Here is a 26999-nt window from a genome sequence, read left to right on the forward strand (position 1 = left end):
CGGCACCGGACAGTCCCCTCTCCCTTTGGGAGAGGGTTAGGGTGAGGGAAAACTTGCGGAGAACTATCATGAACGCATCCACACCGCTGCTGGAACTTAAGGGCATCACCAAGATTTTCCCTGGTGTGCGCGCCCTTGAGAACGTGCAGCTTGAGCTTTGGCCCGGCAAAGTCACCGCGCTTATCGGTGAAAATGGCGCGGGCAAATCGACGCTGGTCAAAGTGATGACCGGCATTTATCAGCCTGAAGAGGGCGAAATCCTCTACAAAGCGATCCCCATTCAGCTCCCGACGCCGGAATCGGCGCACAAAGTCGGGATAACAGCGATTCATCAGGAAACCGTTCTGTTTGATGAGCTGTCCGTGACCGAAAATATTTTTGTCGGTCAGTACCTGTATAAAGGCTTGTTCAAAAAGCTCGACTGGCCGGAAATGCACCGTCGGGCGCAGGAGCTGCTCACCCGCCTTGAAGTGCAAATTGATCCGCGCGCTACGCTCAAAACCCTGAGCATCGCCCAGCGCCATATGGTCGCCATCGCTCGCGCGTTGTCGTTTGAGGCGCAGGTAGTGATCCTCGACGAACCCACCGCCGCCCTGTCACAGCACGAAATCCTCGAGTTTTATCAGATCGTGGAGCGCCTGAAACAGGAAGGCAAAGCGATCCTGTTTATCTCACACAAGTTCGACGAAATTTTTGAGCTGGCGGATCACTACACCATTTTGCGCGACGGTGTCTTCGTCGGTGCGGGCGCCATCAACGACATCACCGAAGAGCGGATGGTGGCGATGATGGTGGGCCGGGCGATCACCCAAACGTTCCCTAAAGTGGCGTGCGAGAAAGGCGATACGGTGCTGGAGGTCAACGATCTCTGTCATCCGACCGAATTTGCGCACATCACCTTCTCACTACGCAAAGGCGAGATCCTCGGCTTTTACGGGCTGGTGGGGGCGGGTCGTACCGAACTGATGCAGGCGCTTTCCGGCGTTACGCGGCCCTCGTCTGGCGAGATCGTGCTGAATGGCAAAACGCAACGCTTCCGCCAGCCCGCCGACGCTATCAACGCGGGGATCGTCTGCGTACCGGAGGAGCGGCAAAAACAGGGCGCCATTATCGAACTACCGATCGCGCAGAACATCAGCCTACCGCAGCTCAGTAAGCTCAATCCGCGCGGCATATTACATGACGATCGCGAATGGCAGCTGGCAGATGAGTACGCGACGCGGCTGCAGGTGAAAGCGTTTAGCTGGAAACAGCCGGTCGAAACGCTCTCTGGCGGCAACCAGCAAAAAGTAGTGATCGGTAAATGGCTGGCGACTCATCCTGACGTCATCATCCTCGATGAGCCGACAAAAGGCATTGATATTGGCTCAAAAGCGGCGGTTCATCAGTTTATGTCCGAGCTGGTCGGCCAGGGGCTGGCGGTGATTATGGTGTCATCAGAACTGCCGGAAGTCATGGGCATGGCCGACCGGATCATCGTGATGCATGAAGGACTGATGGTGGCGGAATATGAGGCGGGCGGCGCAACGGCGGAAACGATCGTCAGCGCGGCCAGCGGTGCAAAACAGGAGGCCGCATAATGTTAAAGCAACTGCTTAAACACCGCGAAGCGCTGCTCGGGGCGGTCATTATTCTGATGATTATCGCCATCGGCAGCCGGGTGCCGTCATTTATCGCCCCGGGTAATCTGGTGGAAATATTTAACGATACTTCCATTCTTATCATTCTCGCCCTCGGCCAGATGATGGTGCTACTGACCAAAGGTATCGACCTGTCGATGGCCGCCAATCTGGCGCTGACCGGCATGATTGTCGCCCTGATTAACTTCCATTATCCCAACGTGCCCGTCTGGGCGCTGCTGGTACTGGCCACGGCGCTCGGCCTGCTGATGGGCATCATCAACGGCCTGCTGGTGTGGAAACTGGGCATTCCGGCGATTGTGGTGACGCTGGGCACAATGAGTATTTATCGCGGGATTATCTTTTTGCTCTCCGGCGGCGGCTGGGTCAACTCCAACCAAATGGGTGCGGATTTCCTCGCCCTGCCGCGCGCGTCACTTCTCGGCCTGCCGGTTCTGAGCTGGTGCGCCATTTTTGCGCTGCTGCTGGTGGGCTATTTCCTGCGCTACAGCCGCACCGGACGCGCGCTCTACACCGCAGGCGGCAACGCCACGGCGGCGTATTACACCGGGATCAACGCGGGCAAAATGCAGTGCGTCAGCTTCTGCCTTTCCGGCGCGCTGGCCGGCTTCTGCGGCTATCTGTGGATTTCGCGCTTCGCCGTTGCCTATGTCGATGTCGCCAACGGCTTTGAGTTACAGGTCGTCGCGGCCTGTGTCATTGGCGGGATCAGTACCATGGGCGGCACGGGCCGCGTGCTGGGCTGTCTGTTTGGCGCCCTGTTCCTGGGCGTCATCAACAACGCGCTGCCGGTGATCGGCGTCTCTCCTTTCTGGCAAATGGCGATTTCCGGCACGGTCATTGTGATTGCGGTGCTGCTCAACGAGCGCGGCAACAAGCGCAAAGGGCGGTTAATCCTGCGCGATGCGGCGCTGGCGCGTCAGAAACAGGCGGTGAACTGATGAGCAAAATCATGACCTCAGAAGAGATCAAAAACAGACCGAGCTCCACGGGCATTTTCCAGCGTCTGTTGTGCTGGGAAGGCTTTCTGCTGGCCGTCACGCTGGCGGTGTTTGTCGCCAATGCGTTGGCCTCACCCTATTTCCTGAATATCTGGAATCTGTCTGACGCCACGTTCAACTTCACCGAAAAAGCGATCATTGTGCTGCCGATGGCGATGCTGATTATCGCCCGGGAAATTGATCTGTCGGTGGCCTCCACTATCGCACTCAGCTCAACGGTAATGGGCTTTTGCGCGGCGGCGGGCGTGGATACTCCGCTGCTGGTGTGCGTGGGTTTAGGCGTCGGGTTGCTGTGCGGGCTGTTCAACGGCCTGCTGGTGACGCGTTTTAATCTGTCGTCCATCGTCATCACCATCGGCACCATGAGTCTCTATCGCGGCATTACCTACATTTTGCTCGGCGATCAGGCGCTGAATACCTGGCCAGAAAGCTTCGCGTGGCTGGGGCAGGGTTACGTCTGGGGAGCACTCTCTTTTGAGTTTGCGCTGTTCATTGTGCTGGCGGTGGTGTTTGCCTTTATGCTGCATCGCACCAATTTTGGCCGCCGGACTTACGCCATCGGTAATAACCCGACCGGCGCGTGGTATTCCGGTATTAACGTCAAACGCCACAACCTGATGTTGTTTGCGCTGGTCGGGCTGATGTCGGGGCTGGCCTCGGTACTGCTCACCTCGCGTCTCGGTAGTACGCGCCCGACGATTGCGATGGGCTGGGAGCTGGCGGTAGTGACCATGGCGGTGCTCGGCGGCGTCAATATCCTTGGCGGCTCCGGCAGCATGGTAGGCGTGATTATCGCCGCCTTCCTGATGGGGCTGGTGACCTTTGGCCTGAGCCTGCTCAACGTGCCGGGTATCGTGATGTCAGTCATCATTGGCGCAATGCTGATTGTGGTGATCTCGCTGCCGATTATCACCCGCCGGATTATGCAGCGAAGACGACTTTAACCCCCCTCACCCCGCCCCTCTCCCCAAAGGGGAGAGGGCGAAAACCGGGTCATCCCCTCAACTCATCGGGGAAAGGGAGAAAACCGAATAATCCCCTCAACTCATCGGGGAAAGGGAGAAAACCGGGTCACCCCCTCAACTCATCGGGGAAAGGGAGAAAACCGGATAATCCCCTCAACTCATTGGGGAAAGGGAGAAAACCGGGTCATCCCCTCTCCTCATCGGGAAAGGGAGAAAACCGAGTCATCCTCTCACCTCATCGGGGAAAGGGAGAAAACCGGATAATCCCCTCAACTCATTGGGGAAAGGGAGAAAACCGGGTCATCCCCTCTCCCCTTTGGGGAGAGGGCCAGGGTGAGGGGAAAAGGATTTTCACAAAATAGACGTTAAGGAGAATTATCATGAGCTTTATGTTGGCGCTTCCCAAAATCAGCCTGCACGGCGCAGGCGCAATCGGCGATATGGTCAATCTGGTGGCGAGCAAACAGTGGGGCAAAGCGCTGATTGTCACCGACGGACAGCTGGTAAAAATGGGGCTGCTCGATAGCCTGTTTACCGCCCTGGACGCCCATCAGATGCCCTGGCATCTGTTTGATGAGGTGTTTCCCAATCCGACCGAAGCCCTCGTGCAGCAAGGCTATGCCGCTTATCGCAACGCAGAATGTGATTACGTGATTGCCTTCGGCGGCGGTAGCCCGATTGATACGGCGAAAGCGATTAAAATCCTCACCGCAAACCCTGGCCCGTCAACCGCTTATTCCGGCGTCGGCAAAGTGAAAAACGCAGGCGTACCGCTGGTGGCGATTAATACCACTGCCGGTACGGCGGCGGAGATGACCAGCAACGCGGTGATCATCGACAGCGAACGCCAGGTGAAAGAGGTGATCATCGACCCGAATATCATCCCGGATATCGCCGTGGATGACGCCAGCGTGATGCTCGACATTCCCGCCTCCGTCACCGCCGCAACGGGGATGGATGCCCTGACTCACGCCATCGAAGCCTATGTCTCCGTCGGCGCGCACCCGCTCACCGATGCTAACGCGCTGGAAGCGATTCGCCTGATCAGCCTCTGGCTACCGAAAGCCGTCGACGATGGGCACAACCTCGAAGCGCGTGAGCAAATGGCGTTTGGACAATATCTGGCGGGCATGGCCTTTAACAGCGCCGGACTGGGACTGGTTCACGCGCTGGCGCATCAGCCGGGCGCGACCCACAATCTGCCGCACGGCGTGTGCAACGCCATTCTGCTGCCGATCATCGAAAACTTTAACCGTCCGAACGCCGTCACGCGCTTCGCCCGCGTGGCGCAGGCGATGGGCGTCGATACGCGCGGGATGAGCGACGAAGCGGCCAGCATGTCGGCCATTCAGGCGATTCGCGACCTGAGCGCTCGCGTCGGTATTCCATCCGGCTTCAGCCAGCTCGGCGTCACCAAAACGGATATCGAAGGCTGGCTGGATAAAGCGCTCGCCGATCCGTGTGCGCCATGCAACCCACGCACCGCCAGCCGCGATGACGTTCGCGAGCTGTATCTGGAGGCCCTATGATCCGCAAAGCGTTTGTGATGCAGGTGAACCCGGATGCTCACAAAGAGTACGAGCGTCGCCACAGCCCGATTTGGCCCGAGCTGGAATCGGTGCTGAAAGATCACGGTGCGCATCATTACGCCATTTATCTTGATAAAGCGCGTAACCTGCTGTTCGCTACCGTGGAAATTGAGTCGGAAGAGCGCTGGAACGCGGTGGCGAATACCGACGTGTGCCAGCGCTGGTGGAAACACATGCGCGACGTGATGCCGTCTAACCCCGACAACAGCCCGGTCAGCGCAGAGCTGAAAGCGGTGTTTTATCTCGAATAGCTGTTCACGCTGCCGCACTCGCGGCAGCGCTTTTCTTAATTCGCCTCAACCGTGTTACTGCGTGCCGCAATCTCTTGCCTGCTGCTCAGCGTAAACGCTGACACCAGCGTCACCGCCAGAACGAAACATCCCAGTATCAGATAGGTATCCTGGAAACCGATCCGGTCATACATATTCCCGGCGAAGGCCGAGAGGAAAATGGCGGCCGACTGTTTGGCAAAGTTAAAACCAATCAGGTAGATCGTCGCTGACAGGCGAGTATCAAACACGCCGGTGATGTACTTGAACGCGCCCACCAGCAGGAACGGAACTTCCAGCGCATGCAGCATTTTCAGGGCAATCACTTCCACCGCCGTGGTCGCAAACGACGAACCGATAATGCGCGTCGCCATAATCAGGCCAGCAATCAGCAGCGTGTTTTTCGCGCCGATACGATTAATGATCCACGGTGAGCAGAACATAATGATCGCGTTGCAGATTTCTCCTGCCGTGGTGGCAAAACCAAAGGCACGCGTCCCCTCTTCCGGCGTCGCAAAGAAGCTTTTAAAGAAAGTGGCAAATTGCTGATCGAAGACGTCATAGACGCACGCCACGCCGACCACATACAAAATGAACATCCACATTCTGCGCTGACGGAACAGGCTAAACACGGTTTTCGCGGTGATCTGCGGCTGGTTTGCGCCCAGCGCGTTCATCACCTCAGCGGTCTGGTTGGGTTTCGGTTTGGCGACGACCAACAGCAGCATCAACAGCAGCGCCGCCCCGGAGCCCATCCAGAAAACTAACGACGGATCGATGCTAAACAACACGCCCCCGGTGGAGGCGCAAAGCCCCCAACCCAGGCAACCGAACATGCGGGCTTTACCATATTCAAAGAAACTGTTGCGGCTGACGCGTTCAATGTAGGCCTCAATCGCGCCCGATCCTGCCGAGAAGACAAAACCGATATACAGCCCGCCGCTTAGCGCCCCAAGCCAGATATTCATTTTCAGCAGCGGAGCGAAGACGTACAGGAAAAACGGCGCAAATAAGAAGAGCAAAATAGCGATGATCCACAGCAGGTGCTTTTTCAGCCCTAGCTTATCGGAAATCACGCCCAGCACCGGCTGGAACGCGATGGCAGACAGCGAGATACAGGAGAAAACAATCCCGGTATGGGTTTTATTCAGGCCGATGATATCCGACAGCCAGATAGGCAGGAACGGAAAGCAGGTGGCCATAATGAAGAAGTAGAGAAAGAAGAACGCCCCAAAAATCCAGAAATTAGGGTTGTCTTTGTGGGTACAGGCAGTCGTGTTCATTATTTTTATCCTCAACTCAGGGCCGGTCGCCCGGCCCATCACCCTTACACGCGTTCAACGCCAATCAGAATGGCGGTTTCCGGATCCAGAATCGGCAGAGCGATCCCCGCTTGCATCAGCCACTCACCGCTCACCGTTTGCGGCGTTTCCATCCACGCCGGGAGTTTGCGCATGGTGTGCCCCCCCTCGCCGGTCAGGCGGATATTCGGGTCGTCGAGCAAAGTGATGCGGTACTGCGCGTTTGCCGCAAGCCCCGGCATGCGCAGCGGCATCATCAGGGTGTAATCCGGCATCGCCAGCTGGCTGACAATAAACAGCCCCTGCGCTTTGTCGTCGCTCACTATACCGTGCGCCAGCGTGGTGGTGTCCGGCATATCAACGCGCCACTGCGTGCCATGATGAATCACCTCGCGCCACTGCTTATGCAGCGCGGCGTAGCGGCGATAACCCTCACGCTCGTGCTCATCCACGGTCAGCGGATCCAGTTCCAGCCCCATATGGCCAAACAGCGCCGTCAGCCCGCGAAATTCAATACTGTGCTGGCGGAAGGTGGCGTGACATTTATGATGACCGATGTGCGCCCCCATCACCTCCGGCGGGAAGAAGTAGCTCATCCCACGCTGGATAGTGTTGCGCTCCAGGGCATCGTTATTATCAGATGCCCAGAAGCGGTGACAGCGGTTAAGCACTTCGTAGTCAATGCGCCCGCCGCCGGAAGAGCAGGATTCAAATTCCACGTGCGGGAACCGTTCTCCCAGGGTATCCAGCAGGCGGTAGAACTGACGGGTTTGCGCGTCGGCAGCGGCTTTACCGTTGTGCCCTGGCTGCACCAGCTCGCGGTTCATATCCCATTTCACGTAATCCACCGGATGTTCACCCAGCAGCCAACTCATACGTTCCAGTAGGTAATCAAACGCTTGCGGAATATTCAGATTCAGCACCAGCTGATGGCGTCCGGTCGCCTGCACATATCCGGGCAGCGCCAGCACCCAGTCGGGATGCGCGCGATACAGATCGGAGTCCGGATTGATCATCTCCGGCTCAACCCAGATACCAAATTCCATACCGAGATTTTTGACGTGATTGACCACCGGCATCAGGCCGTTGGGGTATTTTTTCTCGTCGAGAGTCCAGTCGCCCAGCGCCGCATGGTCGTCATTGCGCCCTTTGAACCAGCCGTCGTCGATGATAAAGCGCTCCACGCCAAGCGACGCGGCTTCGTCGGCCATCCGCATGATGTACTCCGGGTCGTGGCTGAAATAGATCCCCTCCCAGGTATTCAGATGGACCGGACGCGGCTTGTTTTCCGGGAAGCGAATGATGTTCTCCCGCAGATAGCGGTGGAACTGCTGGCTCATGCCATTCAGCCCGCTGGCGGAATAACTGGCGTATAAAGAAGGCGTCCAGAGGGTTTCGCCCTCTTCAATCGCCATTTCGCCAGGCAGATAGAGCGCTTCGGCCTGCAGATAACGGCGGCCATCGGTTTTAACTTCCGCCCGCAGGCGATGGTTGCCACTCCAGCCAAGATGGACACCCCAGACATCACCGTGCATTTCACTGAATGCCCGTGTGCCGGTGATCAGTGCCGGGAAGTGTTCGTGAGAGGTGCGACCGCGACGGTTTTCAATCACAAAGCTGTCGTGCTCAAGCAGCAGACGATGCGGCTGGAACTCGCGGATCCAACGGCCATGAAAGGCCATCACTTCCTGCGCCCGCTCCGCCACCGGCAGCGTAACCGCCAGCCGATCGACCTGCCACGGCTGCGCGCGCAGGTTAGTCAGACCGTGACGAACCACCAGCACCCCGCTGTCATCGAGCGCGATTTCGCTGGTCAGACGCAGACCGGCGTGCGCATCTTCTGCGGTAATGGTCAGGCTTTGGCGCTGCTGTTCGACAGCAACGGTTCTGAACACCGGAGAACCATCCAGCCCCTGGCGATGCCCTTCTATTCCCGGCGCACCAAACAGCCCGTGCCCCAGCTCGGCCATCAGCGTGACCGGGGTGTCCACATCCAGCCTGCCGTTGGCGACGGGTCTTGAGAGTGTGTGGGCATCCTGCGGCGAAAAGTGGCTAAGATGCGGCCCCCAGTAAAGAATTTCGGCGAACGGGTGCGTTTTTATCACCACATCTACCGTCTTGCTTTCGAGTCGTAAAATCGAATCTTGCATCGGACATCTCCTGTCATCGGATGTCCTGAGTGTTGATCCGAAACGTTTCGGATACCAACCCAAACGTTTCGGATCTGTGATCGACTTTAGAGTTTTGCGGTGATTTAGGCCGTCTGGCCCGGTGAAAATTCAGGCTGCCAAAGCACCTGAAGACGGGTGATGTCATCGCCGTTGATCAGCTGGCGAACCATGTCGGCAATCTGCTTACCCACGCCCTGGCGGGTGGACTGGATCACCGCCGCCACGTCGGCATCCACGATGCTGTCCTGCGGCAGGCCGTCGTAAACCACCAGCGAAACCGGATTGTCGCCGGTCAGTCGCCCGCATTGGGCAAGCGCCATCGCAGCCCCGTCGCCGTGGGTGTTGCAGTCGGTGACGATGGCGGTAGGTGGTTCGGGTAGCGCCAGCAGCTCCAGCGTGGTGGTGTATCCCGCGCGGCGAGAGGGCGGCATCGTACGCAGCCATTCGCTGGAAAGCCCCGCCTCGCGAAGCGCATCGAGATAACCCAGGCGGCGCTGGGTGATAAACGCCTGATTGTTGCTTTCGCCCAGCAGCGCAATACGCTGATGGCCCTTCGCCATCAACCAGCGCGTGGCATTGTACGTGCCGGCATAGTTGTCGAAGTCAAACCAGGCGTAGGGTTTTGACAACTGGCTGCGGCCCAGCGCCAGAAAGGGAAAACCGGCATTTTGCAGCTGCTGCAGACGCGGATCGCTGTCGAGGGTGTGGGCGACGATCAGCGCATCCACGCGACGGCTTTGCACCATGCGCATATAGCTGTGCTTGTCGGCCAGATCGTCATCGGCAATGAGCAGCAAATCGATCTCATGTCGCGCCAGTTCGTGGCTAATTTCGCCGACCATGTCCATAAACACGCTGTTATTGAGCGGAACAGGATGCACCGGAAAGACCAGCCCAACCGCGTCGATTTTGCCCATCTTCAGCCGACGCGCAAACGTATTGGGCCGATAGCCGCGGCGCTGCGCTTCAGCTTCCACGCGCGCACGCGTCTCGCGGGAAACGTCATCATATCCGTTGAGGGCGCGGCTGACCGTGGTGACAGACAGCCCCAGTTCTTTGGCAATGGCTTTAAGCGACATGTTATTCCGTGTCTGAAGGTTTGAACGCCAATAGTGTCACGCACCGGACGGCAAGCGTCCAGTGTGGATTAGTTCTGTTCTGCGACCAGAATCGCATGGGTGTCCGGCTCCAGCGCCTTGAAAATATGCGGCTGGTCGGCGGGATAACAGATGTAATCCCCTTCGCCCAGCTCTTCCGGCGCATCCGTTAATCCGATTAACGCCCGGCCCTGCGTGACGATGATATGCTCTACTGACCCCGGCGGATGCGGCTGAGAAATTCGGTCCGCGCCAGGTTGAGTCATGAGCATATACACATCGCGGCGTGCGCCCGGCGGGCAGGCCGCCAGTAAAATGGCCTGATAATTGGCCTGCTCGGCAATCACCTTCGTCCCTTCGCCACGGCGGATCACCTGCGTGGTCGGCAGCTGCGGCTCCAGTAAACGGGCAAACGGAATGCCCAACGCCACGCAAAGTGACCAGAGCGTTTCCAGACTCGGATTCCCGTTCCCTGATTCCAGCTGGGAGAGTGTGGATTTGGCGATTCCGGCACGGCGTGCAATTTCTGCCAGTGAAAGCCCGGTTCGCAGACGTTCTCGCACCAGACTTTTGGCGATAACGCTGATTGGCTGCGTCATAAAACGGCCTCTTGTTCTATAAATCGAACGAATCGTTCATCTTGAAAAACGACATTGAAGCGTTCATTATAATGGATACTCGTTCGATATGGCTAAAACTGTATGAAAAATTCCCTCTCTTGCCTGAAAGGCGACACCGTCAAAGCGATCGTTCTGGTATGCCTGGCCGTTGGCGTTGTAGGCATGTCGTATGGATCGCTGGCGATGGCCTATGGCTTCCCGATTTGGGTGCCGTTTGTGCTTTCCCTGACGGTACTCGCCGGCGCGTCTGAATTTATGTTTATCGGCATCGTCGCCAGCGGTGGTAATCCCCTGGCAGCGGCGGCGGCGGGTTTGCTGGTCAATGCCCGACACGTGCCGTTCGGCGTTACGGTGCGCGATCTCGTCGGCAAACGCGGTGCAAGCCTGTTGGGTTGCCACATTATGAATGATGAAAGCGTGGTGTTTGGCCTGTCGCAAAAAACACCTGAACAACGCAAAGCCGCCTACTGGCTGTGCGGTCTGGGCGTGGCGATCGTCTGGCCGCTGGGTACACTGCTCGGAACCGTGGTCGGTAAACTGTTACCCGCCCCTGAAACCATTGGCCTTGATGCGGTGTTTCCCGCCATCTTGCTGGCGCTCGTCGTACCGGCGTTTAAAAACCGCACCACGCTGATCCGCGCCTGTAGCGGCGCGGCGCTGTCGCTCGCAGCGGTGCCGTTTGCGCCGGTAGGTTTACCGGTGCTGCTCTCTTTACTGGGTCTGGCGACGAGGAAAAAATAGTGGAAAACATGACGATTTTTATTCTCGGGATGGCGATTTTGTCAGCCGGAACCTATCTGATGCGTCTGGCCGGGGCAAAAATCGGCAATCGACTGGCGCTGTCTGAACGCGCTCAGGCGCTGCTTTCGGATGCCGCGACGGTTTTGCTGTTCTCCGTGGCGCTGGCGACAACATTCTATGAAGGTGAGCATTTCGCCGGAATGGCGCGGGTATTGGGCGTGGCGTTTGCGGTGTTTTTGGCCTGGCGCAAAGTGCCTTTGATCGTGGTGATTATTGCGGCGGCGGTGGTGACGGCGCTGCTGCGCGTGGCCGGTTTACATTGATCAAAGATATTCCCTGATGATGAAGTATTCATCAGGGAATACCTCTCCTCTGAGAATGTGGCTTCGCCCACAATTATCCCCTGCGCTTCCCTGCTCTCTTGTCAGCGTGCGCTGACATATTCCCTCTCATAGGCCCCGTCGCCCCGCCGTAGAATGGGTTCAGACATTCTCTGACGGAGCGGCACGATGGCCCTTCTAACCCCTCACTGCATTAACCTCGATATCCATGGCAATAGCGCCTATTCCGTGCTGAAAGCTCTGTCCGATATGGCCTTTCAGAATGGCTTTATCACCGATCGCAGCGCCTTTTTGCAGACGCTGTTACTGCGCGAAAAACAGCATTCCACCGGATTTGGTTCAGGCATCGCGGTGCCGCACGGCAAGAGCGCGACGGTCAAACATCCCTTCATCCTCTTCGCGCGCCAGACGGCGGGCGTGGACTGGAAAGCCAGCGATGACGAGCTCGTCACCTGCTGGATCTGCCTCGGCGTGCCCCGGGAGGGCGAGGACGACCAGGTGAAAGTGATCGGCAGCCTGTGCCGCAAAATTATTCACGCCGATTTTATCGCGCAGCTCAAAGTGGGCGATGCCGACCAGATTCTGGCGCTGTTAAACCAGACGCTAAGCCAATAAGGGGCAAATCATGGAAAAATCATTCCGCCTGGTGGCGATCACCAACTGTCCGGCGGGCATTGCGCACACCTATATGGTGGCCGAGGCGCTGGAGCGCAAGGCACGCGCCCTGGGCCACACCATTCAGGTGGAGACCCAGGGTTCGAGCGGAGTAGAAAATCACCTGAGCGATGCCGCCATTCACGCCGCTGATTATGTGATTCTGGCGACCGGTCGCGGCCTGAGCGCTGAGGACCGGGCAAGATTTGCCGGCAAACAGGTTTATCAAATCCCTGTCTCGCAGGCGTTAAAAAACATCGACGCCATTTTTGAACATTTACCTACACAATCGCAGCTTTTCTCCGCCGATAACAGCGTCAAGCTGGGTAAACAGGAGGTGCAACAGGGCAGCGTGATGAGTCATCTCATGGCGGGCGTGTCGGCGGCGCTGCCGTTTGTGATTGGCGGCGGTATTCTTGTCGCCCTCGCCAATATGCTGGTGCAGTTTGGGCTGCCTTACACGGATATGGCGAAAGGCGCGCCGTCGTTTACCTGGGTGATCGAGTCGATTGGTTATCTGGGATTCACCTTTATGATCCCGATTATGGGCGCCTACATCGCCCTGTCGATTGGCGATAAACCGGCGTTTGCGCCTGCGTTTCTGGTCTGCTATCTGGCGAATGACAAAGGGCTGCTGGGTACTCAGTCCGGCGCGGGTTTTCTCGGCGCGGTGGTGCTTGGCCTGGCGATTGGCTATTTCGTGCTGTGGTTCCGTAAGCTCAAACTGGGCAAGGCGCTACAGCCGCTGCTTGGGTCGATGCTGATCCCGTTTATCACCCTGCTGCTGTTTGGCGTGCTGACCTATTACGTGATTGGGCCGCTGATGTCCGATCTGATGGGCGGTCTGCTGCATTTTCTCAACACGATCCCGCCGTCGATGAAACTCGGTGCGGCGTTCCTCGTCGGCGCAATGCTGGCCTTCGACATGGGCGGCCCGGTCAACAAAACCGCGTGGTTCTTCTGCTTTTCGCTGCTGGAAAAACATATCTACGACTGGTATGCCATCGTCGGCGTCGTCGCGCTGATGCCGCCCGTCGCGGCAGGCATTGCGACTTATCTCGCCCCGAAACTCTTTACCGCGCAGGAGAAAGCGGCAGCCAGCAGCGCGATTGTGGTGGGAGCAACTGTCGCCACCGAGCCTGCGATTCCTTACGCGCTCGCCGCGCCACTGCCGATGCTGACCGCCAATACCCTGAGCGGCGGTATCGCGGGCATGCTGACCATCTCCTTTGGCATTCAGCGGCTGGCGCCGGGGCTGGGCGTGTTCGATCCGCTGATCGGCCTGATGTCTCCGGCAGGCTCTTTCTATCTGGTGCTGGCCATCGGCCTGGCGCTGAATATTTCGCTGATTATTCTACTGAAAAGCTGGTGGCTGAAACGTCAGGCGGCCCGGCTGGAGATCTCCCATGAACATTGATTTACTGAAAACCCTGTGCGATTGCAGTGCAGTCAGCGGCGATGAGCAGGAGGTACGCGATGTTCTTATCGGCACCCTGGAAAATCACGCTGATGAAATCCGCTTTGACGGGCTGGGCAGCTTTATCGCCCGCAAAGGCACGCGCGGCCCGAAAGTCGCCATCGTCGGACACATGGATGAAGTCGGTTTTATGGTCACCCATATCACCGACGAGGGCTTTATTCGCTTCGACACCATCGGCGGCTGGTGGAGCCAGTCGATGCTGAACCATCGCGTGACCCTCCGCACCCGCAGCGGGAGTAAAATCCCCGGCGTAATCGGCTCTGTCGCCCCCCATGCGTTGAGCGAAAAACAAAAACAGCAGCCTATGACCTTTGACGAGATGTTTGTCGATATTGGCGCGAACAGTCGCGAAGAGGTGGAAAAATACGGCATTGCGATGGGCGATTTCATCAGCCCGGAAGCCAATTTTGCTCGCTGGGGTGAAGACAAAATTGTCGCCAAAGCGCTGGATAACCGCGTCGGTTGCGCGCTAATGGCCGAGCTTTTCCAGAGCGTCACTAACCCGAATATCACTCTTTACGGCGTCGGGAGCGTGGAAGAAGAGGTGGGCCTGCGCGGGGCGCAAACCTCCGCCGAGACCATTAAACCAGATGTCGTGATCGTGCTGGATACCGCCGTGGCGGGCGATGTGCCGGGTATCGACGCGGTGAAATATCCGCTGAAACTCGGCCTGGGTCCTGGGGTGATGCTGTTCGACAAACGCTATTTTCCAAATCAGAAACTGCTGGCGGCACTGAAAGCGAGCGCCGAAAAACGGGAAGCGGCGCTGCAATTTAGCACCATGAAAACCGGGGCGACCGACGGCGGGCGGTATAACGTTATGGGCGGGGGTCGCCCGGTGGTGGCGCTTTGCCTGCCGACACGTTATCTGCATGCCAATAGCGGTATGATTTCAGCAACGGATTACGACGCGGCTTTCACCATCGTGCATGAGCTGTTGATGTCCCTCGACGAGGAGCACATCGCCGCGTTTACGCAATTTCGCTAAGGATGCAGCATGTTGAATGAACGCCAGTTTTCCCTGCTTGATGCCCTTGAATCACAGCCCGTGACGCTCAGCGTGCTGGCGCGGCAGACTGGCGTTTCGGCCCGCACCATCCTGCGGGATATTGATTATCTTAACTTTACCCTGAGCGGAAAGGCGCACATTCGCACGGCGGGCAATGCCCGGTATCAGCTGGAAATCGTTGACAGAAAAAGCTATTTCCAGCTTTTACAACGCCATGATAATGATGACCGGATGCTGGCCCTGCTGCTGATCCACCCGGTCATTTCCCGCGCTCAGCTTGCCGATGCGCTGGATTTGCCTGACGCCTGGGTCGCGGAGCGTCTGCCACGGCTGAAAACGCGCCACGCCAAAACCTTCACCCTGGCGAGTCGTCCGGGAGCCGGGCATTTTATCGACGTTGGCGAAAGCAAACGCATCATGCTGCTGGCAAATCTGTTTCGCAAAGATCCCTTTGTTTCTCCTCTTGTCGGCGTCACGCCCGCCTCGTTCGCCGTGCTTCAGGAGCATTGCCGTCGTCTGGCGGACTGGCCCGACATCTCCGCAGACTATCTGATCAGCCTGATTCTGGCAGTGTACGCCCTGCGCGAGCAACTGCCTGCGCCCTCTTCAGGCGCACATTCTCACTCACTGCGCAGCTGTACGGATCGCGCCGGGATCTGGATAAATACCGCGATACTCGGACGTCTGGCGGCGCTGCTCGATGATTTACAGCAGCACGCCAACGACATCACGCCCGCCCGGGTGACGGAATTACTTACCGCCAGCGCCAGCGCAGGCTCACCGCATGTGGTGGATGCGCAGCTGATTGACGATCTGACCGGCCATCTCAAGCGCTGCGTGGCGATGCCGCAATGGCTGGCAGAAATTCGTCAGGGGTCAATGAATAATCTCAAGGCCGCCTGGCCTGCTGCGTTTGATATGAGCGTCAAATTCATCAATCATCTGCGAACGTTAATGGATGTTCCCGTGATTGACAGCGATCTGCCGGGACTTTACTTCGCCTGCGCGCTGGAGCGACACCAACATGAATCGACGCCGGTTGTGCTGGTTGCCGATCAGAATGCGATTGCCGCCATCAATCAAATGGCGATTGAGCGCGAGGTGTTGAACTGCCGGGTGATTGTGGTACGCACACGGGATGAACTTGCCGCCGTATGCGAAGAGCTGACGCCAACGCTTATCGTCAATAACGGCCACGACGTGCTGGACTGCGGGCCGCGCCACGTTCTGACGATCCGCAATATCATCACCGCCGCCGGTATCGATCAGATTAAGGATTTTCTCGCCTCCGCGTTTATTCGCCAGCAGCCGGAACGATTTTTCCCCGCCGAAGGGTATTTTCACTATCACAACGCAGCGAATGAAAGCTGGGCGAAGATTATCGCGGCGATCGCCAAACAGTTAAGTGCCAGAGAGTTGTTGACGCCAGTGGAAGCCCTGCGGATCTGCCAGCGAGAGCTGGAGGGGGAAAACCTGATCGTGAATCGTATTGCGATTCCCCATTGCTGGAGCGAGCAGTCGAAATCCTTTCGCGGATTTTTCGTGACCCTTGAACGTGCGCTCAGCGTGAACGGCGAAGAGGTAAAGCATCTGGTGATGGCCTGCGCCAGCGCCGCGAATCGACAGGAGCTGAAAGTTTTTAGCTTTCTGGCAAGCGTTTTGAACGGTCATTCGGCCGAGACAATCGAGAATATAACGGACTACGAGGGGTTTATAGCGTTACTGCGTTGAGGGAAAAACCTGTCCCTGCCCGGATGAGCAGGGGACAGTGGCTTCGTGCTTATTTGTTCAGTTCAGCGGTCATGTGTACACGGTTACCCGAGAAAGCCTGAGTAATGGTGTAAGAAGACGCGCCAGCCTGTTGAGCCTGAGTAGCAATTTTTGCTTCTGCGCCATCAATGGTAGACGAGGTGGCGGTTACGGTCTGAGCAGCGAATGAACCGAAAGAAGCGGCAAGAGCGATAACTGCGACAAAAGTTTTGATGCTTTTCATGATATAAATCCTTCAGTAAGTTGTTTAGATAAGGCGTTGTGCCTTGATGTGATAATAATAGGCCTCATCATCAACAACTAAAAGCGGAAGGATTTGCTCACGTTATTCAAATTTACTGATTAACAATAAGGCGCTGCGGATGAGTATAGACCGTCACCCTTCCCGGCTTGCAGAAGCCGACTAACGTCAGGTTGCAGCGCTGCGCCACCTCAACGGCAAGGGTCGTCGCCGCCGAAACGGCAAACAGGATTTCGACGCCGCACATCGCCGCTTTTTGCACCATCTCATAGCTCGCTCGGCTGGATACCAGCGCCGCGCCCTGATGCCAGGCGTCGCTTTCACCCGCGCGGCGTCCAAGCAGTTTATCCAGCGCGACGTGCCGCCCGACATCTTCATGCCCACCCGCAATTTCACCTGATGGCAGCACCCAGGCCGCAGCATGCGTGCAGCCGCTGAGTTGCCCGATGGGCTGAACGTCGTTGAGATGGGCGAGCGCATGATCGAGATGCCCAAGATTAAACGTCTGGGTAAAGGGCAGCGGGACAATCGGCTTGCCGATATCGTTAAGTTGCTCCACACCGCACACGCCACAGCCCGTGCGCCCGGCAAGCGCGCGTCGACGCTCTTTTAGCCCCATAAAGCGGCGGCTTGAAAGCTCAATTTGTACTTCAAGGCCGTTGCATGCCTGAACCACTTCCATGCCGTAGATTTCCTGCGGCCGCTCGATAATGCCCTCCGAGAGCGAAAAGCCCATCGCGAAAAGCGTCAGATCTTTGGGCGAGGCCATCATCACAACATGGGAAATTCCGTTATAGACCAGTGCCACAGGCACTTCTTGCGCCAGAAAATCGGGGATGGCGACGTTAATCTGTGGGGGTCTGTGTACCGGCTGTTCAACGACGCCAGCAGGCAGCGGAGACGAATGGGTATCACGATTCTGTTTTGACACTACGGTATTCCTGAACAACCACAAAGGTGAGCCTGCTATTGCATCACAATCCGCAGGTCTTGCGCATAGTATGGATCAACTTTTCGGCAGCCATACTGAGATGAATAGGGCATTTGTAAACCCAGACAATAGCGGAAACACAAGGGACAGCGCGCGTTCCAACGTGCGTTATAGCACTTAATTCCCGCACTTTCTCGCAAGTACAAATGTGAGGTAAGGAGTAATAAAGGGTTTTTACCATTGAGGATGGTTGATAAATGATCAGGGAAATGAACGATATTGATATTGGCGGTTTGCGTCGGTTAACGCTCGGTGAGAGTCAGCTCGCCAGCTCGCTTTATGGTTCCAGCATTCACTACAACCTGGTCTGGGTTCATCGAGCTCTCGCTTTGTTACTGTTAGCTGTTGCAGGGTGTGGAGTACGCGATCGTGCTGCACCCTGGTGCGCAATCTTTGTTGATAAAGAACATGTCTGCTTTTCAATGGATAAAAAAGACGTACTAAGTCGCTATAACATCTCTTCGACACAAGACGGCATCTATAAGGAATTTGCCGTTAAAGGGGTCTGAAGCCCAACCGTACGAAAACGTACGCTAAGTACATTTTTTAACCATTTAGTATGCTGGTATATTTTTAAGAACAAAAAAGGATCTTGCGCTGATCCTATTATATGAAACACGTCTTTATTGGGGCCGCGCTGGTATTACCGAAATTCCCCACCTGTTACGCTTGTTCGTTAATGATCCTTCGGAACCTCAATAACGCCATCTGCAATACCCTGTGCCAGTAACTCCATCAGTTTTGCGAAGCGAAAAAATCCGTTGTATTGCTGACAAATGTAGTCAATTTGGATTTTTGATGAACTGTCGAGTACTTGTTTGAACGTCTCCATATAGTCATAGCAGCCCTGTAGTAGATGGGCATCACCATTTTCTGTCGAAGGAAATCGACAGGCATACTCATGAACTATCTTCGCCAGTTGGTGTTGTTCTGCGCTTAACTCGATCATTTCTATCCTCGGGTCTTTGTAGGGGGCAAGCAGGCACTCGCCCTCTATGAGAATGATTTAGCACATGACGTTACTCAGGAAGTGTATAGACGCTACCTTTGTCATCACGTTTCAGCAGCTTCCAGCAAGCGCGGTGTTGCTTACCGTACTTATCTTCAAAGGGCGGCATTTTCTGCCCTTCGCGGGTCTGGATATATTCAGTGGTGCCGTTAACAATCGATGCCCACTGCCCGGCATAGGGCGCTGTTTCGTCGGTCCAGCGGCTAATACGCACCGGTTCGTAGGATTTACCGATATCGTCTTTATCCAGCAGGGCGCTGGCTTCGTCGAAACGGGCAAACCATGCCATTGAAGACGCTTCTTCAAACTGAAGTCCTTCATATTCTGAGTAAAAATGCAGACCATTGTGTCCATCATAGCGAATGGGACGAATAATCTGGTTTACCTTCACCAGCAGCGGCGATAAACCTTCTGTTTTCATCTCTCCCAGTGGCGGGGGAAGTTCACCGGCTTTGAGTACGACACCATTGTTATAGGGCAGCAGGCTGATTTCAGGCGTTTTGGCCAAACGATGCGTTAATTTTTCCGCGCCCCCCAATTTTTCGAGCCAAGGCATGCCCAGAATGGTATACCAGCAGGCACCTTTCAGCCCCTCAACGGCTTCCCCGCCTTCAAGCGTCCCAAGAGAATCTACCATCACGCCGGAAAAACGTTGTGCTAAGTCAAATTCATAGGGGAACATCCGCTCAAATGCGTAAGGAAGAACAAACGACAACCCGGCATAACCACTTTCCACCGAAAAGGTGTCACAGAGCCACATCAGCCAGGCTTCATAACGCTGCTTTCCATCAGGCTCTTTTAGCAAGGACAATGGGAATGTCAGTTTGATAACTGAACGGTCATTGTCATTATGAAACACCCTTTTGCCCATGATAAGAATGTCGTAATCGGGGGCCAAAAAATCTTTCTCTGCGCTACCCAGATACCAAGAAAAAATCTCTTCGGGCGTTGAGTCGAGGATCTCCTGCCGCTTTTTGGCGTAATTTTTCTCAGTAATGCCAACCCAGTTTTTGGTGATTGTTTTTTTCAGCCAGGGTTTAAACTCGCCATAGAAGCGATCCACGCACTCCACCATCCTGCGGCGGGTTTCCGGCGTATGGCCGTCCTTAAAAAAGATGGTGATAATCAGACCGAGATTGACCGCCGGGCTACCGTCTTTGTACTTCACGGAGGCTTCCGGCAGCCATTTCTCGATGTAGTTCAGCTCAAAATCCTGCAATTCCATACCTGCTCCTGTTTAACCGGCCGCCAGTGCCGCCGTCCCCGTACCGAGAATATGAGAATGATTTAGCACATGACGTTACTCTGGAAGTGTATAGACGCTACCTTTGTCATCACGTTTCAGCAGCTTCCAGCAAGCGCGGTGTTGCTTACCGTACTTATCTTCAAAGGGCGGCATTTTCTGCCCTTCGCGGGTCTGGATATATTCAGTGGTGCCGTTAACAATCGATGCCCACTGCCCGGCATAGGGCGCTGTTTCGTCGGTCCAGCGGCTAATACGCACCGGTTCGTAGGATTTACCGATATCGTCTTTATCCAGCAGAGCGCTGGCTTCGTCGAAACGCCTGTACCACTTCATGGTGGATTCTTTGTCGAATTGAAGCCCTTCATATTCAGAATAGAAATGAAGGGATCTTGATTCATTAAACCGCACGGGTCTAATGAGCTGGTTAACTTTGACCAGCAACGGCGATAAACCTTCTGTTTTCACATCACCCAATGGAGGGGGGAGTTCACCGGCTTTAAGAACGACACCATTGTTATAGGGCAGCAGGCTGATTTCGGGGGTTTTGGCTAAACGATGCGTTAATTTTTCCGCACCCCCCAGTTTTTCCAGCCACGGCGTACCGAGAATGGTATACCAGCTGGCACCTTTCAGGCCTATGATAGCTCCACCGCCTTCCAGTGTTCCCAGTGAGTCCACCATCACGCCGGAAAAACGCTGGGCCAGCGCATATTCATACGGGAACATCCGTTCACGGGCATAAGGGAGTGCAAACGACAACCCTGCATAACCACTTTCCACCGAAAAGGTGTCACAGAGCCACATCAGCCAGGCTTCATAACGCTGCTTTCCATCAGGTTCTTTCAGCAGTGAAAATGGGAATGTTAGCTTAATGACTGAGCGATCATTGTCATTATGAAAAATTCGCTTGCCCATAATTAAAATACTGTAATCAGGGGCAAAAAAATCTTTCTCTGCGCTACCCAGATACCAGGAAAAAATCTCTTCGGGGGTTGAGTCGAGGATCTCCTGCCGCTTTTTGGCGTAATTTTTCTCAGTAATGCCAACCCAGTTTTTGGTGATTGTTTTTTTCAGCCAGGGTTTAAACTCGCCATAGAAGCGATCCACGCACTCCACCATCCTGCGACGCACTTCCGGCGTATGGCCGTCTTTAAAAAAGACGGTGATAATCAGACCGAGATTGACCGCCGGGCTGCCGTCTTTGTATTTCACGGAAGCTTCCGGTAGCCATTTCTCGATGTAGTTCAGCTCAAAATCCTGCAATTCCATACCTGCTCCTGTTTAACCGGCTGCCAGTGTCGCTGTGCCTGTGCCGAGAATAGCCGCGAGGGCTTCCCAGGCACTTATTGCCAGACGAACAATCAGTAAAAATGCGCCAATAATGGCTTCCGGGATACCCAGCGTCACCACCAGAACGCCGATACCCACGGCAACCAGAATAACGCCGACCGTTTTCGCGACGTTGGTTAAAACCTGTACCCAGTCCACCTGTTTCAGCATATCGAGCGTCATATCCGTGGCGTACTGTATTTCTGCCCATGCGGCTTTAATCTGGGCGTTGGTCCAGGATTTTACCGACTTCCCGGTTTTGCTGGCCCAGACCCAGGCCTCGTTACCCTGCCGGTAAACCCACTCACCGCTGTCGTTCAGCCAGCTGGCCGCAGAATTCATAACCTGCTGCGTCTCTTTTGACAGGGCGTTCCAGCCTTCAGCCACACCACGCACCGCCCCCTCACTGAGGTCAGCGACGGCTTTACCGGCGTAAGTCCAGGGCTCTATTCTGGCAGCAACGGGGGTTGATGGCGGACGGGGCATGAAAATAGGAGGGTAGAGAGCCAGCGGCCAGTATTTCGCTTTGCTGGTCTGCCAGGCTTTCATCGTCACGTTGACCACCTGGTCAACCCACTGCCGCTCTTCCGGGCGACAGTCGTGGATCTCCAGAATGGTCATGCGGGTTCGGTTCCTGCCCACAATCTTCATATATTCGTCGTACTGATCCCGATAAAGAACATCCCCCGGAAACTTCACCTCAACCAGGCGTGCCAGATTGTCACCGTGCATATTGCCTTCGGTGTCCGGCCCTGCCAGTCCCGGCCAGCGATCCTGTTTGTCTTTCACAATAATGATGTCAGGACGGCGGTAAATGCCCCTGCCGGGCACCGGGAAGGGATTGGTGGTGTGGCGTCTGCCTGCGCCGTCTTTTTTCAGCAGCGTACTGCTCAGAAAAGGACGGGGCGGCGTGGTGCGCATATCAAACGCCACCTCCGCCTTGTAGTACCAGCAGTAGTTTCGGGCGATTTCATCCACGCGAATAAGCCCACTCATCATGGTCTGCTTAAGGCTCATCCGGTAAGTTTTACCTTCCCGGCGGATTTGTGCCGACAGTTGCGGAAAACGCATGGCGTATTCGACTTTGATATGCAGGTACTGACGGTTTTCCGTGGTCGGCAGACGTGACTGTTTCTCGACCATTTCGACGCCCGTCGTGGTGCAGTCCCAAGGCTGGTTGGTCGCCCCGGAGGGTATATCGGGTGTCCCTGTTGGTGTATCGGGTAAATCGGGCATTTCCATTATGACGGGTTCTCCCTGAGTTCGGTTTCCAGTTGCTGCGTATCGGCTTCCCCCACAAACCACATCGGTTCTTCCGGTTGTGGTGTTTTCGTCAGGACATGCAGTTCCACCTCCTCCTGCTGACGGGTATAAACCGGCACGGAGCGGCCTTCGTTATCGCTGTACCCCGTTGCTGTCTGGCCTGATGGAGTGGTGAGGCGATAGGGTGTATTGACCAGAATGTTGCCGTTTTTGTCCTGCAACTGATAGATAGCCGAGTAGATATGCGAAGTCCCCATACGCGGCATTTTCATCGGCATACTCTGTGCAGCCGCCGTCATCGATCGCTTCACCCGCCGCAGATAGGTCGCCGTCGTGCCGTATTCCACTTTTCCCGCTTCCAGTTTCAGGTAGCTGCCGCCGCCAATCAGCGTGATGCGTTTCTTGCCGGTAAACGAGATGTCAGCTTCAGAGGTCAGGGTGAGTTTGTTCTCAGCAAACAGCCGCATGTTGCCGTTCCGGGCCTGCATCTCAATCGGGCCTTCACTGGCTTTCAGGTTCAGTTGCCCGGTGCGGGCGAACATACCGATTTTGTCACCCGCCAGCACCGTCATATTGCCCATCACGCCCACGCTGATATCGCCTCCGGCATTGATGGCAACATTCCCGGCCGCCGCGAGCTGCATATGCTCACCGGAGGTAAGCGCCACACCTTCCGGGGCGGAGAAGAGCAGCGTTTCATTGAGGGGCTTCAGGCGTTCATTGAACATGCGGATCTGGCTGTCTACGTCCGCTTTCAGGGCCTGCGCCTGTTCTGCCGCCATTTCCAGTTGCTGGCGCTGTTGCAGGCAGAGGTCGATTTCCCGCAGCGCCGTGCCCATATCCAGCACGTCTCCGGCTGCTTTTTGTTGCCCGTCGGCGCTGATAAACAACCCCTTTGCGACACGAATAACGCCCCGTTCATCGGTCCTGAGCTCAAAGCCCTGACCACGCGGTTTGCCCTGCGCGTCGGTGATATTCCCCAGGTTTTGCTGGCTTTTACCGAACTCAGTGGAGAGAGCGATATGCTCCTCGCCGCGCTTGTCTTCCATGCGAAGTTCATTACGGGCAGCGGTGCGCAGGATGTTCTGGCTACGGTTATCGCGATTAACCACATCGCGGTGTTCTGAGTCGTGGAAGGCGTGTGAGATATACGGCAGGTCGATATCACCGTTGCTGTAAGCAATCGCCACTTCCGTCCCGTCGATAAGAGGCGTGTGCCAGCCGTAGCTATCGCCGGTATAGGGTTTTGCCATCCGAAGCCAGGGGTGTGCGTAACCCGGTTCGCAGTCATCCAGATTGAAATCCAGCCGCACCCGGTATCGACCGTGCTCATCGAGATGCGCGTAAGTGTCGTTCTTTTCGCGGCTTTCCACACGCGCAGGCAGGGTGCCGTGAATTTCCGGTCGAGCGACTTCAGACGGCCGGAAGCCGTATTCTTCCCGGTACGGCATGCCCTGCACCGTGACATGCAGGCTCGAATCGCGGGAGCCCGTCAATGAGGTGTCGGTGATCATCACACCGTCACTCAGGTCGCGGAGGTTAATCCCTTCCGGCTCAATCACCATCCCTGGGCTTAACCAGTACGCATTGCTGAACAGCTGCACGCGGGCAGATTTATTCAGTTCGCGTTCATGGTGAAGCCGGGCGTAGAACGCGCCACTTTCGGTTTCCGGCTCAGAGGTGGTGTCGTCTCCGGCATCACGATACGGTTCAGCGTAACGGTAATGTTCGCCCGTGGTGACGGCGGGAGAACGGACCGAAACCGCGGTATCCATAGGTTCGGACGCAGCCCGGGGGTTGTAATCACGGGTACCGACCGTACCCGTGACAGTGTTATGCCAGGTGCGAACACCCCAGCAACACAGCTCTGCGCCGTCATGCAAGCCAGAGGGCTCGTGATACGGCAGGACACCGTTAAACAGATAATGAAACTGATTGTCGCCAAACACCGTCACATCCATTTCAGTGACGTCGTTCATCGTCTGACGAAACCAGATACCGACTTCAGAAAGGATACGCTGAATAAATTCAAGGTCAGTTTCACGCCACTGTGTTATCAGCTCACGGACAGGATACTGCCGTGACAGACGAAACTCGAAGTCAGCACCTTCCAGACCATGTTGACGCAGCACCTGCTCCACCACCTCGGGTACAGAAAGGTTCTGGTAAAGGGCACAGCGGCGGGAGTGGGTCAAAAGAGCAAGTCGGGATTCGAGGACAATGCTGTAGTGGGATTCATCGGCACTGGTAGAAAGCCACTCCAGGCGGGTAATGATGCCATGCACCACCTTGCTGTTTCGCATGGTGAAGCTGGCGTATTTCATCAACACCTGTTCGGGGAGAATATTGCTCTGCGGGGTGGTGAATTCAATACACCAGGAGAAAGGTTTGCTTAATGCCTCAGTCCCCCGAAAACGCAGAACATCAGGGATAACCGGGCTGTCACTAATCTCGAGCGTATAGGCGTTACCTGTCACTGCTGTTATGTCCGTCAGCATAGAGCCATCCTGAATGTGATTATCCGGTCATGCCCGGAGGGGAAACCCTTCTTTATATCTGGATATTGTCTTCATATTAATCAGTGAGTACAAGCGTTCCCGGCTGTCCGCAAGGCCCTTTGAATTTCGGGCAAGCGGTCGCTATGGTGACCTTCAACGATTTGCCACATTTTTTGCTGCATGGGGTCAGTTTGGATATCGAAAATTATTGTACGTTAAGGTTGTTTTTTGACCTTCCTACTTTAGCTGGCCTCAGCCGACGAAACTTACCGGAAGCCGGTATCCGGTTACTTTTCCAGATATAATCGCCTGTCAGATTGATGTGTTCCCAGCCTAGCGGGGACAAATGCGACAGCAGTTGCTCGTTGATCTTCACCCCTTTACGCTTCAGGGCATCGACCGCTCTTTCCATATAGACGGTAGTACCCGTCGGTCTGGAGACTTCTCCGCCTGATTTGTTGTCATTGTCATACCGCACGAATTACTCGTTCATCACTCTTTAACTGACGAAGAGTTTGCTATATGCTTTTATCTAGTGCACTAGATAATCATCAGCAATATAATGGTTGGCATATGAACATGCAGTCACGACAGGAAATAGGAACACAACTTTCTTTTGCGCTCTATGGTGCGGCAAGCCGCATGAACCGGTTACATAAGCCGTTCCTGGACCCGCTGGGCCTTACCTTTCCCCAGTATCTGGTCATGCTGGAGTTGTTTAACGGAACCCCACGTACAGTGGGTGATATCGGGAATAAGCTCGGCATGGATACCGGCACCATTACTCCCATTCTAAAAAGACTTGAGGCTGCCGGACGCATAATCCGCACGCGGGATCGCGCAGATGAAAGGCGGGTTCTCATTACCCTCACCGATGACGGGCTCGCTTTGCAAAGCGAGCTGTGGCGCGTAACCGAAAGAATCAAATCAGCCTGTCAGTTATCGGATGCAAAGCTCGAGGAGTTACGAGATACCCTGAATAGCTTTGCCCATCCCGCTGATAACTGATCATCCTCCACTCAGACAAAAGGTACTGGTATGAAAATAGGCATTATTGGCGCCGGAAACATTGGTGCGACGCTGGCACATAAGCTCTCTGTGCAGGGCCATGAGGTCAAACTGGCGAACTCAAGAGGACCGGAAACGATTGCAGAGTTGGCACGAAGAGTGGGTGCGCTGGCGGTTGAGCGCCAGGAGGCCGTACGAGATGTGGACGTCATCATCCTTTCTATACCCTTTGATAAACATGCTGAATTGGCTGAACTCTTGCGTGATGTTCCGGAAAACGTGATCGTCATTGATACCTCTAATTACTACCCCTTCCGCGACGGGGACATTGAAGAGCTCCGTGAAGGCAAACCTGAAAGCGTGTACGCCAGTGAAATAGTCAAACGCCCTCTTGTCAAAGCCTGGAACGCTGTTCTGGCCCAGACGCTTCAAGAGAAAGGGCTGGCTGCCGGTTCACCGTCCCGTATCGCTATCCCGGTTGCCGGCGACAGTCCGGTAGCAAAATCTGTTGCGCTTGAACTGGTCTGTCAGACCGGTTTCGATGCAGTAGATGCCGGGACGCTTAGCGAATCATGGCGGCAACAGCCCGGCACGCCAGCCTACTGTACTGAGCTAAAAACTGGAGAGCTTGAAGCAGCCATTAAGGCAGCGGATAAAACTCGCGCGCCACTGAACAGAGATTCGTTGATCAGGGAGTTTATGTCTGCAGGCGAACAACTCACTCATGATGCTATCGTCAAACGTAACCGTGCAGTAACGGCCTGAG

The 26999-nt window shown here is 55.6% G+C and carries 25 protein-coding genes and 1 pseudogene; 14 read left to right on the forward strand and 12 right to left on the reverse strand.

Features of this window, described 5'->3' with window-relative positions; all coding sequences use genetic code 11:
* Window positions 1–68 precede the first annotated feature (68 nt).
* From SOM82_RS20550 to rhaM, 5 genes are all read left to right on the forward strand, one after another.
* Window positions 69–1580, forward strand: a complete 1512-nt coding sequence (locus SOM82_RS20550) for a sugar ABC transporter ATP-binding protein (RefSeq protein ID WP_320461586.1) — start codon at window positions 69–71, stop codon at window positions 1578–1580.
* Window positions 1580–2581: an ABC transporter permease gene (locus tag SOM82_RS20555; protein ID WP_320461585.1), complete on the forward strand. Its 1002-nt coding sequence runs from the start codon at window positions 1580–1582 to the stop codon at window positions 2579–2581. The genes SOM82_RS20550 and SOM82_RS20555 overlap by 1 nt, the downstream gene beginning before the upstream one ends.
* Window positions 2581–3585: an ABC transporter permease gene (locus SOM82_RS20560; protein WP_320461584.1), complete on the forward strand. Its 1005-nt coding sequence runs from the start codon at window positions 2581–2583 to the stop codon at window positions 3583–3585. The genes SOM82_RS20555 and SOM82_RS20560 overlap by 1 nt, the downstream gene beginning before the upstream one ends.
* Window positions 3586–3986: 401 nt before the next feature.
* Window positions 3987–5135 (forward strand): lactaldehyde reductase, encoded by a 1149-nt coding sequence (fucO, locus tag SOM82_RS20565; RefSeq protein ID WP_154128677.1) that lies wholly within the window; start codon window positions 3987–3989, stop codon window positions 5133–5135.
* A complete protein-coding gene (gene rhaM / locus SOM82_RS20570) occupies window positions 5132–5446 on the forward strand; it encodes an L-rhamnose mutarotase (RefSeq protein WP_320461583.1) in 315 nt (104 codons plus the stop codon). The genes fucO and rhaM overlap by 4 nt, the downstream gene beginning before the upstream one ends.
* Before the next feature lie 35 nt (window positions 5447–5481).
* Here the strand turns inward: rhaM and SOM82_RS20575 are convergent, their stop codons facing one another.
* From SOM82_RS20575 to SOM82_RS20590, 4 genes are all read right to left on the reverse strand, one after another.
* Window positions 5482–6747 carry an MFS transporter gene (locus tag SOM82_RS20575; RefSeq protein ID WP_320461582.1) on the reverse strand — a complete coding sequence of 422 codons (1266 nt, stop codon included), beginning with the start codon at window positions 6745–6747 and terminating at the stop codon, window positions 5482–5484.
* Between the two features lie 44 nt (window positions 6748–6791).
* A complete protein-coding gene (locus SOM82_RS20580; RefSeq protein ID WP_320461581.1) occupies window positions 6792–8915 on the reverse strand; it encodes an alpha-galactosidase in 2124 nt (707 codons plus the stop codon).
* Between the two features lie 104 nt (window positions 8916–9019).
* Window positions 9020–10015: a LacI family DNA-binding transcriptional regulator gene (locus SOM82_RS20585; protein ID WP_320461580.1), complete on the reverse strand. Its 996-nt coding sequence runs from the start codon at window positions 10013–10015 to the stop codon at window positions 9020–9022.
* Between the two features lie 68 nt (window positions 10016–10083).
* The gene (locus SOM82_RS20590; RefSeq protein WP_154128672.1) at window positions 10084–10632 is read right to left on the reverse strand and encodes a helix-turn-helix domain-containing protein; all 549 of its coding nucleotides are present in this window, start codon (window positions 10630–10632) and stop codon (window positions 10084–10086) included.
* Window positions 10633–10734: 102 nt separating this feature from the next.
* On the opposite strand from SOM82_RS20590, the gene SOM82_RS20595 reads away from it, so the two are divergent.
* The 6 genes from SOM82_RS20595 to SOM82_RS20620 all read left to right on the forward strand — a co-directional run bounded on the left by SOM82_RS20595 (window position 10735) and on the right by SOM82_RS20620 (window position 16609).
* Entirely contained in the window at window positions 10735–11394 is a 660-nt protein-coding gene (locus SOM82_RS20595; protein WP_320461579.1) for an AzlC family ABC transporter permease, read from the forward strand.
* The gene (locus SOM82_RS20600; protein ID WP_320461578.1) at window positions 11394–11717 is read left to right on the forward strand and encodes an AzlD domain-containing protein; all 324 of its coding nucleotides are present in this window, start codon (window positions 11394–11396) and stop codon (window positions 11715–11717) included. Before SOM82_RS20595 ends, SOM82_RS20600 begins: the two co-directional genes overlap by 1 nt.
* 186 nt (window positions 11718–11903) lie before the next feature.
* Window positions 11904–12350: a PTS fructose transporter subunit IIA gene (locus tag SOM82_RS20605; protein ID WP_320461577.1), complete on the forward strand. Its 447-nt coding sequence runs from the start codon at window positions 11904–11906 to the stop codon at window positions 12348–12350.
* Between the two features lie 10 nt (window positions 12351–12360).
* The gene (locus SOM82_RS20610) at window positions 12361–13806 is read left to right on the forward strand and encodes a PTS fructose-like transporter subunit IIBC (RefSeq protein ID WP_320461576.1); all 1446 of its coding nucleotides are present in this window, start codon (window positions 12361–12363) and stop codon (window positions 13804–13806) included.
* Window positions 13796–14857 (forward strand): aminopeptidase, encoded by a 1062-nt coding sequence (locus SOM82_RS20615; RefSeq protein WP_320461575.1) that lies wholly within the window; start codon window positions 13796–13798, stop codon window positions 14855–14857. Before SOM82_RS20610 ends, SOM82_RS20615 begins: the two co-directional genes overlap by 11 nt.
* A 9-nt stretch (window positions 14858–14866) precedes the next feature.
* On the forward strand, window positions 14867–16609 hold the full coding sequence (locus SOM82_RS20620; protein WP_320461574.1) for a putative frv operon regulatory protein: 1743 nt from the start codon (window positions 14867–14869) through the stop codon (window positions 16607–16609).
* A gap of 49 nt (window positions 16610–16658) precedes the next feature.
* Here SOM82_RS20620 and SOM82_RS20625 read toward each other — a convergent pair whose 3' ends face one another.
* Together SOM82_RS20625 and fdhD are read right to left on the reverse strand one after the other, a co-directional pair.
* Window positions 16659–16871, reverse strand: coding sequence for a YdgH/BhsA/McbA family protein (locus SOM82_RS20625; protein ID WP_154128666.1), 213 nt, complete (start codon window positions 16869–16871; stop codon window positions 16659–16661).
* Window positions 16872–16983: 112 nt separating this feature from the next.
* Window positions 16984–17820: a formate dehydrogenase accessory sulfurtransferase FdhD gene (gene fdhD / locus SOM82_RS20630; protein ID WP_320461573.1), complete on the reverse strand. Its 837-nt coding sequence runs from the start codon at window positions 17818–17820 to the stop codon at window positions 16984–16986.
* A gap of 269 nt (window positions 17821–18089) precedes the next feature.
* Between fdhD and SOM82_RS20635 the strand changes: the two genes are divergently transcribed.
* Entirely contained in the window at window positions 18090–18389 is a 300-nt protein-coding gene (locus SOM82_RS20635) for a hypothetical protein (protein WP_320461572.1), read from the forward strand.
* Window positions 18390–18556: 167 nt separating this feature from the next.
* On the opposite strand, the gene SOM82_RS20640 is transcribed toward SOM82_RS20635, so the two are convergent.
* The 6 genes and pseudogenes from SOM82_RS20640 to SOM82_RS20665 all read right to left on the reverse strand — a co-directional run.
* Window positions 18557–18829, reverse strand: coding sequence for an arylsulfatase regulator (locus SOM82_RS20640; protein WP_320461571.1), 273 nt, complete (start codon window positions 18827–18829; stop codon window positions 18557–18559).
* Window positions 18830–18899: 70 nt separating this feature from the next.
* Window positions 18900–20114: a type VI immunity family protein gene (locus SOM82_RS20645; protein ID WP_501083538.1), complete on the reverse strand. Its 1215-nt coding sequence runs from the start codon at window positions 20112–20114 to the stop codon at window positions 18900–18902.
* 75 nt (window positions 20115–20189) lie between these two features.
* The gene (locus SOM82_RS20650; RefSeq protein WP_501083539.1) at window positions 20190–21404 is read right to left on the reverse strand and encodes a type VI immunity family protein; all 1215 of its coding nucleotides are present in this window, start codon (window positions 21402–21404) and stop codon (window positions 20190–20192) included.
* 12 nt (window positions 21405–21416) lie between these two features.
* The gene (locus SOM82_RS20655; RefSeq protein ID WP_320461656.1) at window positions 21417–22706 is read right to left on the reverse strand and encodes a VRR-NUC domain-containing protein; all 1290 of its coding nucleotides are present in this window, start codon (window positions 22704–22706) and stop codon (window positions 21417–21419) included.
* Window positions 22706–25225 carry a type VI secretion system Vgr family protein gene (locus tag SOM82_RS20660; protein ID WP_320461655.1) on the reverse strand — a complete coding sequence of 840 codons (2520 nt, stop codon included), beginning with the start codon at window positions 25223–25225 and terminating at the stop codon, window positions 22706–22708. Before SOM82_RS20660 ends, SOM82_RS20655 begins: the two co-directional genes overlap by 1 nt.
* Window positions 25226–25440: 215 nt before the next feature.
* Window positions 25441–25646 (reverse strand): annotated as a pseudogene (locus SOM82_RS20665) (Tn3 family transposase); the annotation flags it as partial.
* Between the two features lie 152 nt (window positions 25647–25798).
* Between SOM82_RS20665 and SOM82_RS20670 the strand changes: the two are divergent.
* Window positions 25799–26233 carry a MarR family winged helix-turn-helix transcriptional regulator gene (locus SOM82_RS20670; protein WP_284554422.1) on the forward strand — a complete coding sequence of 145 codons (435 nt, stop codon included), beginning with the start codon at window positions 25799–25801 and terminating at the stop codon, window positions 26231–26233.
* A 30-nt stretch (window positions 26234–26263) separates the two neighbouring features.
* Complete coding sequence (locus SOM82_RS20675; RefSeq protein WP_501083540.1) at window positions 26264–26998, forward strand: NAD(P)-binding domain-containing protein; 735 nt, start codon at window positions 26264–26266, stop codon at window positions 26996–26998.
* The last annotated feature ends 1 nt before the right edge of the window (window position 26999 follow it).

Source organism: Lelliottia sp. CFBP8978, assembly GCF_034046055.2.
Classification (GTDB): Bacteria; Pseudomonadota; Gammaproteobacteria; order Enterobacterales; family Enterobacteriaceae; genus Enterobacter.